General features: G+C 63.1%; 15 protein-coding genes. 5 read left to right on the forward strand and 10 right to left on the reverse strand.

Annotation, left to right across the window (positions count from 1 at the left end; translation table 11 throughout):
* Position 1: 1 nt before the first annotated feature.
* From ACK59Z_RS03635 to mreB, 7 genes are all read right to left on the reverse strand, one after another.
* Positions 2-853, reverse strand: a complete 852-nt coding sequence (locus tag ACK59Z_RS03635; protein ID WP_108192159.1) for a carbon-nitrogen hydrolase family protein — start codon at positions 851-853, stop codon at positions 2-4.
* Between the two features lie 8 nt (positions 854-861).
* Positions 862-4,683 (reverse strand): YhdP family protein, encoded by a 3,822-nt coding sequence (locus ACK59Z_RS03640; protein WP_108192160.1) that lies wholly within the window; start codon positions 4,681-4,683, stop codon positions 862-864.
* Between the two features lie 82 nt (positions 4,684-4,765).
* The gene (gene rng, locus ACK59Z_RS03645; RefSeq protein WP_003255158.1) at positions 4,766-6,223 is read right to left on the reverse strand and encodes a ribonuclease G; all 1,458 of its coding nucleotides are present in this window, start codon (positions 6,221-6,223) and stop codon (positions 4,766-4,768) included.
* 54 nt (positions 6,224-6,277) lie between these two features.
* Positions 6,278-6,889 (reverse strand): nucleoside triphosphate pyrophosphatase, encoded by a 612-nt coding sequence (locus ACK59Z_RS03650; RefSeq protein WP_019750552.1) that lies wholly within the window; start codon positions 6,887-6,889, stop codon positions 6,278-6,280.
* 32 nt (positions 6,890-6,921) lie between these two features.
* Positions 6,922-7,410, reverse strand: coding sequence for a rod shape-determining protein MreD (gene mreD / locus ACK59Z_RS03655; protein WP_108192161.1), 489 nt, complete (start codon positions 7,408-7,410; stop codon positions 6,922-6,924).
* Complete coding sequence (mreC, locus tag ACK59Z_RS03660) at positions 7,410-8,462, reverse strand: rod shape-determining protein MreC (protein WP_108192162.1); 1,053 nt, start codon at positions 8,460-8,462, stop codon at positions 7,410-7,412. Before mreC ends, mreD begins: the two co-directional genes overlap by 1 nt.
* A gap of 165 nt (positions 8,463-8,627) precedes the next feature.
* Complete coding sequence (mreB, locus tag ACK59Z_RS03665; RefSeq protein ID WP_003255163.1) at positions 8,628-9,665, reverse strand: rod shape-determining protein MreB; 1,038 nt, start codon at positions 9,663-9,665, stop codon at positions 8,628-8,630.
* A gap of 205 nt (positions 9,666-9,870) precedes the next feature.
* Here mreB and gatC point away from each other — a divergent pair, with 205 nt between their 5' ends.
* The 5 genes from gatC to ACK59Z_RS03690 all read left to right on the forward strand — a co-directional run bounded on the left by gatC (position 9,871) and on the right by ACK59Z_RS03690 (position 14,689).
* A complete protein-coding gene (gatC, locus tag ACK59Z_RS03670; protein WP_003255165.1) occupies positions 9,871-10,158 on the forward strand; it encodes an Asp-tRNA(Asn)/Glu-tRNA(Gln) amidotransferase subunit GatC in 288 nt (95 codons plus the stop codon).
* Between the two features lie 15 nt (positions 10,159-10,173).
* Complete coding sequence (gene gatA, locus ACK59Z_RS03675) at positions 10,174-11,625, forward strand: Asp-tRNA(Asn)/Glu-tRNA(Gln) amidotransferase subunit GatA (protein ID WP_108192163.1); 1,452 nt, start codon at positions 10,174-10,176, stop codon at positions 11,623-11,625.
* 11 nt (positions 11,626-11,636) lie between these two features.
* The gene (gene gatB / locus ACK59Z_RS03680) at positions 11,637-13,082 is read left to right on the forward strand and encodes an Asp-tRNA(Asn)/Glu-tRNA(Gln) amidotransferase subunit GatB (RefSeq protein ID WP_108192164.1); all 1,446 of its coding nucleotides are present in this window, start codon (positions 11,637-11,639) and stop codon (positions 13,080-13,082) included.
* Positions 13,083-13,210: 128 nt separating this feature from the next.
* On the forward strand, positions 13,211-13,585 hold the full coding sequence (locus ACK59Z_RS03685) for a septal ring lytic transglycosylase RlpA family protein (protein ID WP_003255170.1): 375 nt from the start codon (positions 13,211-13,213) through the stop codon (positions 13,583-13,585).
* Between the two features lie 60 nt (positions 13,586-13,645).
* The gene (locus ACK59Z_RS03690; RefSeq protein WP_019750550.1) at positions 13,646-14,689 is read left to right on the forward strand and encodes a calcium/sodium antiporter; all 1,044 of its coding nucleotides are present in this window, start codon (positions 13,646-13,648) and stop codon (positions 14,687-14,689) included.
* A 333-nt stretch (positions 14,690-15,022) separates the two neighbouring features.
* Here ACK59Z_RS03690 and ACK59Z_RS03695 read toward each other — a convergent pair whose 3' ends face one another.
* The 3 genes from ACK59Z_RS03695 to ACK59Z_RS03705 all read right to left on the reverse strand — a co-directional run bounded on the left by ACK59Z_RS03695 (position 15,023) and on the right by ACK59Z_RS03705 (position 18,463).
* Positions 15,023-16,384 carry an amino acid permease gene (locus ACK59Z_RS03695; RefSeq protein WP_003255172.1) on the reverse strand — a complete coding sequence of 454 codons (1,362 nt, stop codon included), beginning with the start codon at positions 16,382-16,384 and terminating at the stop codon, positions 15,023-15,025.
* Between the two features lie 56 nt (positions 16,385-16,440).
* A complete protein-coding gene (locus ACK59Z_RS03700; RefSeq protein ID WP_003255173.1) occupies positions 16,441-17,382 on the reverse strand; it encodes an AEC family transporter in 942 nt (313 codons plus the stop codon).
* A 193-nt stretch (positions 17,383-17,575) separates the two neighbouring features.
* Entirely contained in the window at positions 17,576-18,463 is an 888-nt protein-coding gene (locus tag ACK59Z_RS03705; protein ID WP_019750549.1) for a hypothetical protein, read from the reverse strand.
* Positions 18,464-18,476: the final 13 nt, after the last annotated feature.

Genomic DNA, 18,476 nt, shown 5'->3' on the forward strand with positions numbered 1-18,476 from the left:
GTCACTCCGAGGTATGCGCAGGTCGCAACGCGCCCTGCGAAAAAAAGCGCCGGTGCGATACCACCGGCATGCGCGCCCGAATGGACGCTTGTTCTTCAATGTCGCGCTCGGCAAGCAGTACCGCTTCACCTTGCGCCTGTTCTGCGAGAATGCGCCCCCAAGGGTCGACGATCGCCGCATGGCCATGAGTTTCCCGTGGGCCAGGATGGGCGCCGCCCTGTGCCGCAGCCAGCAGGTAACACTGGGTTTCGATGGCCCGGGCACGCACCAGCACCTCCCAATGTGCTGCGCCGGTCACTGCGGTAAAAGCTGCTGGCGCGGTGATCACCTCCGCGCCGGCAGCGCGCAGCGCGCTGTACAGTTCGGGAAAGCGCAGGTCGTAACACACGCTCAGCCCCAGCCGCCCGACCGGCGTATCAGCCACCACCACCTGAGCACCCTGCGCGTAGTCATCCGACTCGCGGTAACGGCCCCGGTTGTCGGCCACGTCCACATCAAACAAGTGCAGCTTGTCATACCTTGCCGCCACCTCGCCGTGTTCATCGACCAGCAGCGAGCACGCATGGGCCTTGGCATCGGGCTGGCCGAACGGTGGCAAGGGCAAAGTACCGGCAACAATCCATAACTTGAGGTCGCGGGCGGTGCGTTTCAACCACGGCAGAATGGGCCCTTCCCCCAAAGCTTCGGCACGGCCGATGGCAGCAGCGTCCTTGCGCCCCATGGCGGCAAAGTTTTCCGGCAGCACCGCCAACCGTGCGCCGCCCAATGCGGCCTGCTCCAACAGGGCACCGGCACGCTGCAGGTTGGTCTGCACGTCGTCCTGGCTGACCATCTGGATTACCGCTGCCTTCATGGGTACTCCTAGCGGGATTTCTCGAAAGGTTTCACAAAGGTGATTCTAGGCTCTTTCCACGGCCCTTCGACACGGTAGTGCACGCTGGCAAAGCGTGACACGCGGTCACCGATCAGCCGATCGACCAGGAACAGCGCACCGCCCACCGCCGGCGCGCCGACGATCAACGCCGCCAGCGGCAGGTTGTTGGTCACCGGCAGGCTCACCTGCAAGTCAGCATCGACCCGGTCGCTGACCATGTCCAGCGTGCCGTCGAGCTCGAAGTTGCTCGACGGGCCGGTCACGGTAATCGGTTCGCGGGTCACGTACACGCCACTGCTGGCCACCAGCAAGCCCTTGACCCGGTCATAGGCCAGGCCCTTGTCAAACAGGTCGGAAAAGTCCAGACGCAGGCGCCGGCCAATCGAGTTGAAGTTGAGCAGGCCGAACACCCGCAGCGCCTGTGCGCTGCCTTCGACCTCGACGAACTGGCCGGTGCGCAGTGCTGCATCCATGCTGCCCGAGAAGCGTTTCAGGCCCACCGCGGCCGGCGAACCCGGCCAGCGGCCATCCACATCCAGGCGGAAATCGCGGCTGGTCACCGTCGGGGCAAAGCCCCAGGCGCTGAGCACATCCGCCAGGTTCTTGCCGTCAAGGCGCCCTTTGTACCAACTGCTGGTTTTGCCCGTTTCACCCTCCCAGCCACCACCGCCATCGATGCGCAACCCCTTGAGGTCGAGGTCGATATCACTGGCTGTGACGCCACGTGGGGTCGGCCGCAGCTTGATCGCAGCGCTGCCGTAAAGATCGTCACCGCGATAGAGCTTGTCGATGCTCAGGTCCAGTGCCGGGACTTTGCGCGGATCGAACGAGGCAAGCGGGTCGGGGCCGTCTTCAGCCTGCTGTTCAGCGGCGCTGGCGGCAGGCAGCCGCAAGGTCTGCATGCGCACGACCATGGGCGCGCCCTTGGCATCCGGTACGCGCGCATTACCGATGACTTCCTTGCTGTCGAGGCGCAAATCCCAGGCCGGGCCGCCCCGGGCCAGGCGTATCACGGCCTGGTTCAGGTCCATGCCGAAGGCTTTCAACTGGCCGATGCTCAGGTCGACGCTTTGCAGGTTCTGCCGCGCGCTGCCACCGGGGTCGTCCCCAGCCAGCCGGCCCGCCTGCTCTTGCCAAGGGGCCAGGTCCAGGGTCTCCAGGCGCCCGCGCACCCTCAGCCCCTGGCTGGCAGGTACCCGGGCGTCGCCTGTGCCCAGCACTAGCTCGCCACGGCCCTGAGTCAACGTTTCAGCCGGTGCAGCATAGGCAAAGCGGGCAAGGTCGGCGTAGGCAGCGTTGAATTGCCGCTCCGGGCCCTGAAGGCTCATGTTGAAACGGCTGTCACGGGTATCTGCTGCCGCTTTGCCGAACGGAGCCGGCAGGTCGATGGCCAGCCCCTTGAGGCTGGAAGTGACATTCAGGCGGTTGTCCCGGCTCCCCAGACTGAGCTGCAACTGATAGGGCAGTTCACCGGAGGCCGGCAAGGCCTGCTTGAACTGCAGCCAGTCAGTGAGTGTCTTGAGCGATACCTGGCCATTGGCATTGATGCGGGTCTGCATCTGCCCAGCCTGACCTTCAGCGGTTATTTGCGCCGTTACCGGCTTGCCGAAGGCCTGCAGGCTGATGCCTTTGCCACTCAGGCCCTTGTCGAAGTCGAAGCTGAAGTCGCCCTTCAGGCGGTTCAACTCCAGGCTTGGCGGGGCCACTTTCAGGCGCGCATCGTTGGTGGCGAAGTCGACCTGCACCTTTGGGCGCTGCCCATGGGCCAGTGGGATATCGAGTTTGACCTTGCCCTTCAGCGGCCCCTCACCTTCCCAGCCGGCGAAAATCTCCCCCGTGCCGATTGGCGCTTCCTTGAGAATCTTCAGGCCATCACCCAAGCTACCGTCGAAATCGCCATCCAGGTAGAGGTGGCTGTGCTGGCCACCCTCGACATGCGGGATATCGACATTCACATCGCTGACCTTGGTGTCGAGCAGCACGCCTCGCTGGGCCTTGATGCGCACGCCACTGTCCTCGATGAACACATCGCCATCGACGTGCTGCACCTGTGGCCAACCGGGCTGGAAGTCCAGGGCGGCGTCATGCACCTTGAAGAACAGGCTGATGCTGCGCGCTTGCGGCGCTGCGCCATGGTTCAGCGAGCCCTGATACTGGAAGTAGCCTTCATCCACAGCGCCTTTGACGATCGCGCTGCGCAGCCACTCGTCGAGGGCCGGGCTGAGCACCTCGGGCAGATACTTGGCAGTATAGCGGCCATCGCCTTCGGTCAGGCCGACGCGCAGGTCCATGTAGTCCTCGCGGCCTTCCTCGAACAACAGGCGAATCAGGAAGTCACCGGCGATCTTGCCCTCCTCGCCCAGCACCTTGAGGTAGGGCGCAATCAGGGTGAAACCGTCTTTGTCCAAGGTCCAGGTCAAGCGCGCATTCGCCTTCTGGTAATGCCAGGGCTTGGCGAAGATCGGGTACAGATGCAGCATGAACGCATCGGTATCCAGGCGCAGTTCGCCGTGGCCCAGGTCACCACTGATGCTGCCACTGACGTTACCGGCCGCCGGGGCGTTGTGATAAGCATCGAAGCCTACCTTCTCCAGGTTGGCTGCGAACTGCAGGCGCTGGTCACCCTCGGCCTTGGGCCTGGCCTCGAGGCGCACATTGCGCAACGCACCGGTCACCTTCAAGCCATCGACCACATCCTTGACCTTGTCCGGCAGGGGGGCCAGGGCATCGATTAGCGGAGTCAGCGGGGTGAGGTCGAGGCGGTCGGCCTGTAACTGCCAGCTTTCATCGGCTGCGTTCTGGCCAGGGCGCTGCTGCAACTGCAGGTGAGACTCCCAGCGGGCCTTGCCGAGGTCCATGGCCAACGAGTCGACGACCACATCGAAGCCTTGCTCCCGGCGCTGGAACCAGGCACCCAAAGCCAGATTATTCAGGTTGGCAGCCTTGCGCCCGGCATAGGCCCCCTCCAGCCTGGGTGCATTGAGCCTTACGACGGCCCGTTGCAACTGCCCCTTGCCCCAGCCGATCCAGAACTCACCGCCCGCCCGCAGGGTGTCAGCATGCCACTGCCCCAACACCTTGGGCGGCAACCAATGTGCCCAGTCACTTTGCGGCAGGCTGACATAGGCGTCTACCTCGCCATCACGCCAAGCGTCGGCCGACATACGGCTGTTCAGGCTCAACGCCAGGGGTTGGCCGTCAGGCAGGGTCGCACGCAAATCCAAGGCCTGACGGGTGGCACCGGCCTGCAGGCCGGCACTCACATAAGTCAGGGTCAGCGGGTCGCGCTGCCAGGGGTGCAGAGTGACCAGACTGTCGAACACGTCGATGCGCCCCAGCTGGCGCAGGCGCTGCAGCAAGTCGGCAGGGTCCAGCGGCGCGTCGTCCTTCTTCGGCAGGCCTTCCAGGCTCCAGGCGCCCTGCTCGTTCTCGCGAAGGATCAGTTGCAGCCCGCCCAGCTGGATGCGCGCCAGGCGCACTTCGCGGGCGGTGAGGCTGGCCCAGATGTCGGGCACCACCATGACGTCGTCCAGCCGGAACGCCTTGGTGCCTTCGCCCAATTGCAGGTCGCGCACCCGCAGCACAGGGGCCAGTCCGCTCCAGTGCCCTTCCAGGGCACCGACATGCACGGGCAGGCCCAGCGCCTGCTCGGCCTTGCTTTCTACGTCGGCACGGTACTCGGCTACCAGCGGCACCAGTTCACGACCAAGGCTGACATACAGCGCCACCAATACGGCCAGCAGGGCACATATGCCCAACCCCCAGCGGGTCAGAGCAACAAGAACGCGGTTCAGACGTCCCATGGCCATGGCCCTCCAAGTCGTTTATCCATGATGGCCCGTCGTGCCGGTTTTGCCAGCACGACAATGCAGTGGCGTGTTTCAGAAGACCTCAGAGCAGCACCACGTCGTATTGTTCCTGCGAATACATCGACTCGACCTGGAAGCGAATGGTTCGACCGATAAAGGCTTCCAGTTCCGCCACGTTGCCTGACTCTTCATCCAGCAGGCGGTCGACCACCTTCTGGTTGGCCAGCACACGGTAGCCTTCAGCCTGATAGGCACGGGCCTCACGCAGGATCTCGCGGAATATTTCGTAACAGATGGTCTCGGGTGTTTTCAGCTTGCCGCGGCCCTGACAGGCCAGACACGGCTCGCAAAGCACCTGTTCCAGGCTTTCCCGCGTACGCTTGCGGGTCATCTGCACCAGGCCCAACTCGGTGATGCCGATGATGTTGGTCTTGGCGTGATCGCGCTCCAGCTGTTTTTCCAGGGTACGCAGTACCTGACGCTGGTGATCTTCGTCCTCCATGTCGATGAAGTCGATGATGATGATGCCGCCAATGTTGCGCAGGCGCAGTTGCCGGGCGATGGCGGTAGCGGCCTCGAGATTGGTCTTGAAGATGGTTTCTTCGAGGTTGCGATGACCGACGAAAGCCCCGGTGTTGACGTCGATGGTGGTCATCGCTTCGGCCGGGTCGACCACCAGGTAACCGCCGGACTTCAACGGTACCTTGCGCTCCAGAGCCCGCTGGATCTCGTCTTCGACACCGTACAGGTCAAAGATTGGGCGCTCGCCGGGGTAATGTTCGAGGCGGTCGGCAATTTCCGGCATCAACTCGCCAACGAACTGCGTGGTCTTCTGGAAGGTTTCCCGCGAGTCGATGCGGATCTTCTCGATCTTCGGATTGACCAGGTCGCGCAGGGTACGCAGGGCCAGGCCAAGGTCTTCGTAGATGACCGTGGGCGCGCCGCAGGTCTTGATCTGGGTGCCGATCTGCTCCCACAGGCGGCGCAGGTAACGGATGTCCTGCAAGATCTCCTCGGCACGCGCGCCTTCGGCGGCGGTGCGCAAGATGAAGCCGCCGGCATCCTTGATGTTCTCGCTGTCCATGCAGTCGCTGACCACTTGCTTGAGGCGCTCACGCTCGGCTTCGTCCTCGATTTTCAGCGAAATACCGACATGACTGCTGCGTGGCATGTACACCAGGTAGCGCGACGGGATCGATAGCTGGGTGGTCAGGCGCGCCCCCTTGGTGCCGATCGGGTCCTTGGTCACCTGCACCACCAGGGCCTGGCCTTCATGTACCAGTGCGGTGATGTTCTCTACCGCCGAACCTTCGCGCTGGGAGATTTCCGAGGCATGGATAAACGCTGCGCGCTCGAGGCCGATGTCGACGAAGGCCGCCTGCATGCCTGGCAGCACACGCACCACCTTGCCCTTGTAGATATTGCCGACGATGCCACGGCGCTGGGTGCGCTCGACATGCACTTCCTGCAGCACCCCGTTTTCAACCACCGCCACACGTGACTCCATCGGGGTGATGTTGATCAGGATCTCTTCACTCATGGCAGGCTCTCGTCAAAGGTTCTTTCTAATGATGGATGGCGTATGCACTGCTGGCTACTGCGGGTTTGTTACCTCTGGCGTATGCGCGAGCGATTGCCAGCAGGCGATGCCGAACTGGCCAAGCAAATCGGCCGTTTCACAGAGCGGCAAGCCGACCACCGCCGAATAGCTGCCGGAAAGACCGGTGACGAAGACCGCACCCAGCCCCTGGACGGCATAGCCGCCAGCCTTGTCAGCTGGCTCACCGCTGGCCCAATAGCGTTGCGCTTCATCGGTGCTGATGGCGCGAAAGCGCACTGTGCTGGTCACGCAAAAACTGTGCACACGCTGGCCATCGTCCAGGGCGACAGCGGTCAGCACCTGATGCTCGCGGCCTGACAGGTCAGCCAGCATGGCCAAGGCATCTTCACGGTTTTCCGGTTTGCCGAGAATACGACCATCGAGCACCACGGCAGTGTCTGCGCCGAGCACTACAGCCGGGCCGTCGATACGGGCCAGGCCGGCGGCGGCCTTTGCCCGGGCCAGGCGTTCGACGTAGGCAGGGGCGCTTTCGCTGGCTAGCGGAGATTCATCGATGGGGGCACTGATGACAATGAACGGCACGCCGATCTGCGTCAGCAGTTCACGACGACGGGGCGAGCCTGAAGCCAGGTATAGCGGGGTCATGCAGACATCTCCCTGTCAGTGGCGCGTTGCCGTCAGTTGATGTGCAAGCGTCGACGCAGGTCGCGCAAGGCAAAGCTGACCCATGGCCAGAGCAAGGCACTGATCACCGCCGACCAGACCAGCGCCAGGGTGGGCAGGCGGTTGCCGGTCAGTGCACTGAGCCACAGCTGGATCAACTGGGCGATACCAAAGATCACCAGAATGACCAGGCTTTGCTGCCACATGGGGAACATGCGCAGACGCTGCTGCAGGGATAGCACCAAGAAGGTGATGAGGGTTAGGACCAGCGCATTCTGCCCCAGCAGCGTGCCATACAGCACGTCCTCGGCAAGGCCCAGCACGAATGCCGTGGTCATGCCGACCTTGCTCGGCACGGCAAGGGTCCAGAACGACACCAGCAAGGCCAGCCACATGGGCCGGAACACTTCCATGAACTGCGGCATGGGGGAAACACTGAGCAGCAGGCCGATGGCGAACGTAAGCCAGATGACCCAGCCGTTATTGCGGCGTGATGCAGCCATCATTGCCTCCGGGGTTGAACGGGTGCGGCCGGCATGGCAGGTGCAGCAGACGGGGCTGCAGGCTGCGCGACCGGAGTGGCCGGTGCTGCCGGTGTGACCGACGCGGCAGGCGTACCAGCGGCGGGTGCGACCGGATCACGGGTAGCGGCCGGCTGGCCAGCAGGTGCAGCCCCCTTTCGGTCAGCCTCTTCCTGGGCAATGGCGGCATCGGTGGCACGCTGCTCCGGGCTACGCCGGTCACTGAACACCAGCAACATGTAGCGGCTGCGGTTAAGCGCCGCGGTGGGGATGGCACGGACGATGGCAAAGGGTTGGCCGGAATCGTGGATCACTTCGTTGACCGTGGCCACCGGATAGCCGGCAGGAAAGCGCTGCCCCATGCCGGAACTGACCAGCAGGTCGCCTTCCTTGATGTCGGCCGTGTCGGCCACATGCCGCAGCTCCAGGCGCTCCGGGTTGCCAGTGCCGCTGGCGATGGCTCGCAGACCGTTGCGGTTGACCTGCACCGGAATGCTGTGGGTGGTATCGGTCAGCAACAGCACCCGCGCGGTATAGGGCATCAACTCTACGACCTGGCCCATCAGGCCGCGGGCATCGAGCACCGGTTGGCCCAGGAACACACCATCACGCTCACCCTTGTTGATCAGAATGCGGTGGGTAAACGGGTTGGGGTCGACACCGATCAGCTCGGCCACTTCAACCTTTTCGTTGACCAGCGCCGAAGAATTGAGCAGCTCGCGCAGCCGCACGTTCTGCTCGGTCAGGGCCGCCAGCTTCTGCAGGCGCCCCTGCAGCAGCAGGGCTTCGGTCTTGAGCTTCTCGTTTTCGGCAATCAGCTCGGTGCGGCTACCGAACTGGCCGGCCACACCTTGCCAGGCACGCTGTGGCAAATCGGTGATCCAGTACGACTCCATCAGCACCAGGCCCATCTGGCTGCGCACGGGTTTGAGCACGTCGAAGCGCGCGTCGACAACCATCAACGCGACCGACATCACCACCAGAACGAGCAGGCGAACGCCCAGCGAAGGGCCCTTGGAGAAAAGCGGTTTAATGGGCCGTTCCTCGTGGACGACTCAGGAGGTCATTGGACATGGAACAACGCACCAGCCTGGTTGCGGGTTGACGGATACGGCGCCCAAACGGGCGCCAGCCCAGCGCATACAGGTAGCACTGTACGTACTACCTGTAAACCGGGCGCTCGTGAACAGCGAGCGGGATCACTCGCTGGAGAGCAGGTCCATCGCGTGCTTGTCCATCATCTCCAGGGCGCGACCGCCGCCACGGGCGACGCAGGTCAGCGGGTCCTCGGCGACGATCACCGGCAGGCCGGTTTCCTGGGCCAGCAGTTTGTCGAGGTCACGCAGCAGCGCACCACCACCGGTCAGCACCAGGCCGCGCTCGGCGATGTCCGAGGCAAGCTCCGGCGGCGATTGCTCGAGGGCGCTCTTGACCGCCTGGACGATGGTCGCCAGCGATTCCTGCAGCGCTTCGAGCACTTCGTTGGAGTTCAGGGTGAAGGCACGCGGTACACCTTCGGCCAGGTTACGACCACGCACGTCGACTTCACGTACTTCGCCACCTGGGTAGGCAGTACCGATTTCCTGCTTGATACGTTCGGCGGTGGATTCGCCGATCAAGCTGCCGTAGTTGCGGCGCACGTAGGTCACGATGGCTTCGTCGAAGCGGTCACCGCCAACGCGGACGGACTCGGCATAGACCACGCCGTTCAGCGAGATCAGGGCGATTTCAGTGGTACCGCCACCGATATCGACGACCATCGAACCGCGGGCCTCTTCAACCGGCAGGCCGGCACCGATGGCAGCGGCCATTGGCTCTTCGATCAGGAACACTTCTCGGGCACCCGCACCGAGGGCCGACTCACGGATGGCGCGGCGCTCGACCTGGGTCGACTTGCACGGCACGCAGATCAGCACGCGCGGGCTCGGCTGCAGGAAGCTGTTCTCGTGAACCTTGTTGATAAAATATTGCAACATTTTTTCGCAGACGCTGAAGTCGGCAATGACGCCGTCCTTCATCGGACGAATGGCTGCAATGTTGCCAGGCGTACGGCCCAGCATGCGTTTGGCTTCGGTACCGACGGCGACGACGCTTTTCTGGTTGCCATGGGTACGGATGGCAACAACCGAGGGCTCATTCAGGACGATACCGCGCTCACGCACGTAAATAAGGGTGTTGGCAGTACCCAGGTCGATAGAAAGATCGCTGGAAAACATGCCACGCAGTTTCTTGAACATGGGAAAGTGACCCTGGGGAAAGCGTGGGTAAAAAAGTGCGGCAAACTCTAACAATGGCAGGGATTTTGGGCAAGGAGCCAATATGTTAAATTGGCTGTTTTTCCGAGCACGCCAGCAGAATTTCGCGGCCATTAGACCGCCAGAAAGCTGACATGTTCCTCACCGCGGACCCAAATTCCGTTCTTTGTTTCCCTTGGAGATCCTCATGGCGCTTGAACGCTGCGACGTGGAAAAGATCGCCCATCTGGCCCGCCTGGGCCTGAATGATGGCGAACTGCCACGCATTACCGACGCCCTGAACAGCATTCTCGGCCTGGTCGACCAGATGCAAGCGGTCGATACCACTGGCATCGAGCCCCTGGCCCACCCGCTGGAGGCCAGCCAGCGCCTGCGTCCTGACCAAGTCACCGAAAGCAACCAGCGCGATGCCTACCAGGCCATCGCGCCGTCGACCGAAAGCGGTCTGTACCTGGTTCCCAAAGTCATCGAGTAAGGGATAGAGCCTGCCATGCATCAATTGACCCTGGCCGAGATCGCCCGCGGACTCGCCGACAAATCGTTTTCTTCCGAAGAGCTGACCGGCGCCCTGCTGGCGCGCATCAAACAGCTCGACCCGCAGATCAACAGCTTCATCAGCATCACCGACGACCTGGCCCTGGCTCAGGCGCGTGCCGCCGATGCCCGTCGCGCCGCTGGCGAAACCGGCGCGCTGCTGGGTGCACCGATCGCCCACAAAGACCTGTTCTGCACCAACGGCGTACGCACCAGCTGCGGCTCGAAGATGCTCGACAACTTCAAGGCGCCCTATGACGCCACCGTGGTCGCCAAGCTGGCCGAAGCCGGCATGGTCACCCTGGGCAAGACCAACATGGACGAGTTCGCCATGGGTTCGGCCAACGAATCCAGCCATTACGGCGCGGTGAAGAACCCGTGGAACCTCGAGCACGTTCCGGGCGGGTCGTCCGGTGGTTCGGCCGCTGCTGTGGCCGCGCGCCTGCTGCCCGCCACCACGGGCACCGACACCGGCGGCTCGATCCGCCAGCCAGCGGCACTGACCAACCTCACCGGCCTCAAGCCGACGTACGGTCGTGTGTCGCGCTGGGGCATGATCGCCTACGCCTCCAGCCTCGACCAGGGCGGCCCACTGGCCCGCACCGCCGAGGACTGCGCGCTGCTGCTGCAAGGTATGGCCGGTTTCGACGCCAAGGACTCCACCAGCATCGAAGAACCGGTGCCGGACTACAGCGCCAGCCTGAACGCTTCGCTGCAGGGCCTGCGCATCGGCCTGCCGAAAGAGTACTTCGGTGCCGGTCTAGACCCACGCATCGCCGACCTGGTCCAGGCCAGCGTCAAAGAGCTGGAAAAGCTCGGCGCAGTGGTCAAGGAAATCAGCCTGCCGAACATGCAGCATGCCATTCCGGCCTACTACGTGATCGCCCCGGCTGAAGCCTCTTCCAACCTGTCGCGTTTCGACGGCGTACGCTTCGGCTACCGCTGTGAAGAGCCGAAAGACCTCACCGACCTGTACAAGCGCTCACGCGGCGAAGGGTTCGGCGTTGAAGTACAGCGCCGCATCATGGTCGGTACCTACGCCCTGTCGGCCGGCTACTACGACGCCTATTACGTGAAGGCGCAGCAAATCCGCCGCCTGATCAAGAACGATTTCATGGCCGCCTTCAACGATGTCGACCTGATTCTCGGCCCGACCACGCCAAACCCGGCCTGGAAGCTTGGCGCCAAGAGCAGCGACCCGGTTGCCGCCTATCTCGAAGACGTCTACACCATCACCGCCAACCTGGCGGGCCTGCCTGGCCTGTCGATGCCTGCGGGCTTCGTCGACGACCTGCCGGTCGGCGTGCAACTGCTGGCGCCCTACTTCCAGGAAGGCCGCCTGCTCAACGTCGCGCACCGCTACCAACAGGTGACCGACTGGCATACCCGCGCCCCCAACGGCTTCTGAGGAATTCACACATGCAATGGGAAGTTGTGATCGGGCTGGAAATCCACACTCAGCTCGCCACCCAGTCGAAGATCTTCTCCGGCAGCGCTACCACCTTTGGCTCCGAGCCGAATACTCAGGCCAGCCTGGTTGACCTGGGCATGCCCGGTGTACTGCCGGTGCTGAACGAGGAGGCCGTGCGCATGGCGTGCATGTTCGGCCTGGCCATCGATGCCGAAATCGGCAAGCGCAACGTGTTCGCACGCAAGAACTACTTCTACCCCGACCTGCCCAAGGGCTACCAGATCAGCCAGATGGACCTGCCGATCGTCGGCAAGGGCCACCTGGACATCGCGCTGGAAGACGGCACCATCAAGCGCATCGGCGTAACCCGCGCGCACCTGGAAGAAGACGCCGGCAAGAGCCTGCACGAAGACTTCAGCGGCTCCACCGGCATCGACCTGAACCGTGCCGGCACCCCGCTGCTGGAAATCGTCTCCGAGCCTGACATGCGCAGCGCCAAGGAAGCCGTGGCTTACGTCAAGGCAATCCACGCGCTGGTGCGCTACCTGGGCATCTGCGACGGCAACATGGCCGAAGGTTCGCTGCGCTGCGACTGCAACGTATCGATCCGCCCGAAAGGCCAGACCGAGTTCGGCACTCGCTGCGAAATCAAGAACGTCAACTCGTTCCGTTTCATCGAGCGCGCGATCAACAGCGAAATCCAGCGCCAGATCGACCTGATCGAAGACGGTGGCAAAGTCGTGCAGGAAACACGCCTGTACGACCCGAACAAGGACGAAACCCGCTCCATGCGCAGCAAAGAGGAAGCTAACGACTACCGTTACTTCCCCGACCCCGACCTGCTGCCGGTGGTCATCGAGGAGAGCTTCCTCGAAACCATTCGCGCCGGCCTGCCGGAGCTGCCGCCACAGAAGGTCGAACGCTTCCAGACTCAGTACGGTCTGTCGGCCTACGACGCCAACGTGTTGGCTTCCAGCCGCGAACAGGCTGACTACTTCGAAGAAGTGGTGAAGATCGGTGGTGATGCCAAGCTGGCGGCCAACTGGGTCATGGTCGAACTGGGTAGCCTGCTGAACAAGCTGGGTGTCGAAATCGATCAGGCGCCGGTCAGCGCTGCGCAACTGGGCGGCATGCTGCTGCGCATTCGTGACAACACCATCAGCGGCAAGATTGCCAAGACCGTGTTCGAGGCCATGGCCGCCGGTGAAGGCGATGCCGACAGCATCATCGAGAGCAAAGGCCTGAAACAGGTTACCGACACGGGTGCGATCGACAAGATGCTCGACGAAATGCTGGCAGCCAATGCCGAGCAGGTCGAACAATATCGCGCAGCCGATGAGGCCAAGCGCGGCAAGATGTTCGGCTTCTTCGTCGGTCAGGCCATGAAAGCTTCCAAAGGCAAGGCCAACCCGGGGCAGGTGAACCAATTGCTCAAGGCCAAGCTCGAAGGGTGATGGTTTTACCCCTGTAATGCTGCGAGGGCTTCGCCCTCGTTCGCGGCTGAAGCCGCTCCTACACAAGCCAGCGTTTTCCCTGTAGGAGCGGGTTTACCCGCGAATGGTCGCACCGGAGAGCACCTGACTTGCTAAAACGTTCCCTCGGCACCCTCGCCCTGTTTTCTTTCCTGGCCGGCTGCGCCAGCCATGACATCGACCCGCGCGGCTACGACCAGACGGGCACCGCTTCCTACTACGGCTCGCGCCACCATGGCAAACGCACCGCCAGTGGCGAACCGTTCAACCAGCACGGCCTCACCGCCGCACACCGCAGCCTGCCGTTCGGCACACGTGTACGGGTGACCAACATGGCCAACCAGCGCAGTGTGGTGGTACGCATCAACGACCGTGGCCCGCACACCCGCGGCCGCCTGATCGACCTGTCTCGCGCAGCAGCAGAAAAAATCGGTATGCTCCGTAGCGGAACAGCGCGCGTGCGCGTACAAGGGCTTAGCGACTGACGCGACAGGAGTCCGACCATTTTCGACCTGGCCACCCTCCCCACTTTTAGCCTGCTGCAAATGGGCGTTGCCCTGTTGTTGCTGATCGGTGGCGCCGAGCTATTGGTGCGCTCCGCCTTGCGCCTGGCGCAACGCCTGCACGTTCGCCCGCTGATCATAGGCCTGAGCCTGGTGGCCTTCGGCAGTACCGCGCCACAATTGACCGTAAGCCTGCAGGCTGCCTACCAGGGCGCGCCGGATGTGGCAGTAGGCAGCGTGATCGGCAGCAACATCTTCAACGTGCTGGTCATTCTCGGCCTGGCCGCGCTGATCATCCCGCTACGGGTGTCTCGTCAGCTGGTGCGCCTGGATCTTCCCTTGATGATCGTCGCCAGCGGGCTGGTGTATGCACTGTCCGCCAATGCCCACCTGGGTAGGGTGGAAGGGGCACTGCTATTGCTGGGGCTGGCCGGTTACCTGGCAATGCTCTGGCATCAGTCGCGCCATTACGCACGCACCTACCCGGCCCCGGACGCCGCCAGGTCCGGGGCCGGGCGCTTCTGGTCAGGTACGCTGCTGCAGATACTGGTCGGCCTTGGCCTGCTGAGCCTGGCGGGCCACTTGCTACTGGAAGCTGCCATCGAGGTCGCCACCGACCTGGGCCTGTCCGAGCGTATTATCGGCCTGACGGTCGTCGCCATCTGCACCTCCATGCCGGAACTGGCCGCTGCGCTGATCGCCGCCTTGCGTGGCGAACGGGAGATCGCCGTGGGCACGGTGATCGGCAGCAACCTGTTCAACCTGCTGGCCGTACTGGGCCTGACCGCACTGATCACCCCGGAACCCCTGTCGATCTCGCCTAACGCGCTGTCTTTCGATCTGCCTGTAATGCTCGGCGTTGCTGTCCTGAGCCTGCCAGTGTTCTATTCCGGTTACCGCATCACTCGCGCCGAAGGCCTGGTGTTTCTTTGCCTGTACCTGGCCTACGGCCTTCATGTGGCGGCTTTTACCATGGGTATGCCGCTGGCTGGCCGCCTGGAGCGATTGATGCTGTTCTATGTACTGCCGGTGCTCGCTGCGGTGTTGCTGTACACCACTGTGCGTGCCTGGCGGAGGCAGCATTGAGGGGCATGGAAGGGGCACGCGTCAGGGCCGCAGACGCATGCCTTTAGGCTTTCATCGCCTGTGAGATCGAGCGCCGCCCGCGCGGCGCTTCGCGGGTAAACCCGCTCCTACGTTTGTTTCGGGCCAATTATTCCTGTGGGATTTGCGCGCGAACGCTTTGGCGCATACCTCGATATCGCGTCGTACAAACAAGGCGGTCGCGCGCGCCTGGCACAGAACGGACTGCCCCGAAACAAACGTAGGAGCGGGTTTACCGGCGAAGCGCCGCGCGGGCGGCGCTCGATCTCACAGGCGCCGAAAACCTAACGGCATACCCCTTACGAACAAACCCGATCAGCCCTTGGCCTGGCGAGCCTTCTTCAGCTTGAAGGCCACCCACAGCACAGCGATCCATGCCGGGATCAGCATTACCGAGATGCGAATCGGCGGCGTCAGGTACATCACCACCAGGATCAGCACGATGAACGCCAGGCACAGGTAGTTGGTCAGTGGGTGCCCCAGGCTTTTGTAGAAGGGGGTGATCCCGGCGGCCAGCTTGGCCTTGCGGAATTTGAGGTGGGTAATGCTGATGCTCGCCCAGTTGATCACCAACGCGGACACTGCCAACGCCATCAGCAAGCCAAAGGCCCCGCCCGGCATCAGGTAATTGATCAGCACGCACAGGCCGGTCGCAAAAGCCGACACGGCCAGCGCAGTCAGCGGTACGCCGCTACGGCTCACCTTCAGCAACTGACGCGGCGCATCGCCCTGGCTGGCCAGGCCGAACAGCATACGGCTATTGGCGTACACACAGCTGTTGTACACCGAGAGCGCAGCCGTCAGCACCACGATATTGAGGATGGTCGCCACCAGGTCGCTGTCCAGTTCGTGGAAGATCATCACGAACGGGCTGCCGCCCTGCACCACCTTCTGCCACGGGTACAGCGACAACAGCACTGCCAAGGCACCGATGTAGAAAATCAGGATGCGGTACACCACCTGGTTGGTGGCCTTGGGGATGCTCTCGCGCGGGTTGTCAGCCTCGGCAGCCGTGATGCCGACCAACTCCAGGCCACCGAACGAGAACATGATCACCGCCAGGGCCATTACCAGACCCGTGACGCCGTTAGGGAAGAAGCCGCCGTACTGCCACAGGTTGGCCACGCTGGCATCCGGGCCACCATGACCGCTGCCCAGCAACCAGGCACCAAAGCCGATCATGCTGACGATGGCTACTACCTTGACCAGGGCGAACCAGAACTCCATCTCGCCATAGACCTTCACCTGGGTCAGGTTGATCAGGTTGATCACCACGAAGAAGATCGCCGCCGTGGCCCAGGTGGGGAAGTCCGGCCACCAGTACTGCACGTAGATACCGACTGCCGTCAGCTCGGCCATGCCGACCAGCACGTACACCACCCAGTAATTCCAGCCTGAGACAAAGCCGGCGAACTCGCTCCAGTATTGGTGGGCGAAGTGGCTGAAGCTGCCGGCGACCGGCTCTTCCACCACCATTTCACCCAGCTGGCGCATGATCAGGAAGGCCATCAGGCCGGCGATGGCGTAGCCCAGCAACACGGAGGGGCCGGCCAACTGGATGGTCTGGGCAATGCCCAGGAACAACCCGGTACCGATGGCCCCGCCCAGCGCGATCAGCTGGATATGGCGATTCTTCAGCCCGCGCTGTAACCGCTCGGGCGTGCTCTGGTCTTGCATGAAGTGTCCTTTAGCTCAGTGAGGCAGTGTTGTTGCTGTTATTTGCAGTCAAGGATCTAGATCCATCCGCCCCACTGCAAGATGAAAATACCAATGTTGGTGGTGATCGCCGCCATTAGCGTGGTAATCACGATGATCGACGCGGCCAGTTCATGATTGCCGTTGGCCGCCCGCGCCATCACGTAGCTGGCCGCAGCGGTCGGGCTGCCTATGTACAGGAACAGGATGCCCAGTTCCGCCCCGCGAAACCCGCACAACCAGGCCCCAAGGGTGCCGAGCAGCGGCAGCCAGAGCATTTTCACGAGGCTGGCATCGATGGCCAGCCGGCCACAGTTACGCAGCGCTGCCAGCGACAGCGTGCCACCGATACAGATCAGCGCCAGCGGCAGGGTCATCTGTGCCAGGTAGTCGCCTGAGGTCAGCAGCCAGTTGGGCAATGGCACCTGGCCGTAAGCCATCGGCGCGGCCACCAGCACGCTGATGATCAGCGGGTTGCTGAAAATGCTCTTGCAGATGCTCCACGGGTCGGACTTGAGGTCCGGGCTGTACACCGCCAGAACCACCGCTGACAGCGAGTTGTACATGAGGATGACCAGGCCTGCGAGCACCGCCCCCAGGGAAATACCATAGTCACCGTACAGGCTGGCGGCCAGGGCCAGGCCGATCACACCATTGTTGCCGCGGAAGGCGCCCTGGGTATAGATGCCTCGGTCGGCCATCGGGCTGCGCCAGATGGCCATGCCCCAGGCAAGGGCGAAACCGGCCAGGGTGGCGACGATGAAATACAGGATGACACCGGGCTTGACCGCTGCGGCCAGGTCGGCGTGGTAGATGCCGAGGAAGAGCAGCGCCGGCATGCAGACGTTGAATACCAGCTGCGAGGCGACGCGGTTGAAGTTGTCGTCGATCAAGTGAATGCGTTTGAGCAGGACGCCCATGAACAGCATGGCGAAAACCGGTGCCGTGATGTTCAGGGTCTGGATAAGAAGGGCGAGCATGCGCAAGCGATCCTGGAGGGGTTGCCGTCAGGCGGCCAATGATACGTCAACGGCTGGGATTTGCGGGGATCAAGCGCGATAAAAGGACATGTCTTTCAGGTTTTCTGCTGCCAGTACCGGCCGCTTTGCACCTAACCCCGCCCCCACAGGTACCACGCCGCGGCTCATCGGTTCACACAAACCTGTCAGCCATTCATGACAATCCCGCAGCAACCCACGCCTTGTTCAGCCGCTTCTCCCGTGCCGACGCCGCCAGCGCCATCACCCCTTGGTCACGCTGCCAGATGTGCGCCCAATGCCCCGGCCCTGTCGCCAACGCCGCATCGATCTCCCCCCGCAACGCTTGGAACTGTGCAAACAACCCGCCCAGCAACAAGTGACAACCCGTGCTATCGGCACACTGCCGGCTACCCTCGGCGCAGCCGGCCAACAGCCCAAGCAACTGCAGGCGAAGCCCCTGCGGCCAAGCGCACTCCTGCCCAACGCCATACAACCAAGCGGTCAGCGCCGTGAGCACATACAAATCCTCCAGCGAACGGAACGGCTTCACGTAGGCATCCCAGCCGTCACCGGCCAGCAACTCGCACGATGCCTGCTCCAGCAGCAGTCGGCCGTGCCCGACTTCCGGCATCAGCGGCAGGGTCGGCAATGGCTCCAGTGTCACCCCAGGCTCCCCGGGGTAAACCACCGCCAGGCTCAATTGCGGCGCCGCGCCAGCCGCTTCGCTACGCGCTGCCACCAGCAACCACTCCGCCTCCAGGCCTGCGGTAACGAAGTCTTTGCAGCCCGACAGCCGCAGAGCGTCCAGCCGTGTGTGCATGTCTGCCGGCCGCACGCTGCGCCGCTCGGTGGCACACAAGGCGCCAAGGCTGTGCGGCGCACTGGGCCACAGCACGCGAAGGGCAGCCTGGTAACCCACCAGGAAGGCCAGGCCCGGGGTGGCCATTGCACGCCCACCCAGTACCGCCAATTCGAACGGGGCAACCGGGCCGAGGCGCTCAAGCAGCGCGGCGTAGGTTTCGCCCAGGGTGCCTGTCGGCGCGAGGCGAAGCGGATCGTTGAGTCGTTGCAACCAGGCCATGGAACAGCTCCTT

Origin of the sequence: Pseudomonas sp. KCJK9058, from assembly GCF_046230975.1 — a bacterium.
GTDB lineage: Bacteria > Pseudomonadota > Gammaproteobacteria > Pseudomonadales > Pseudomonadaceae > Aquipseudomonas > Aquipseudomonas alloputida.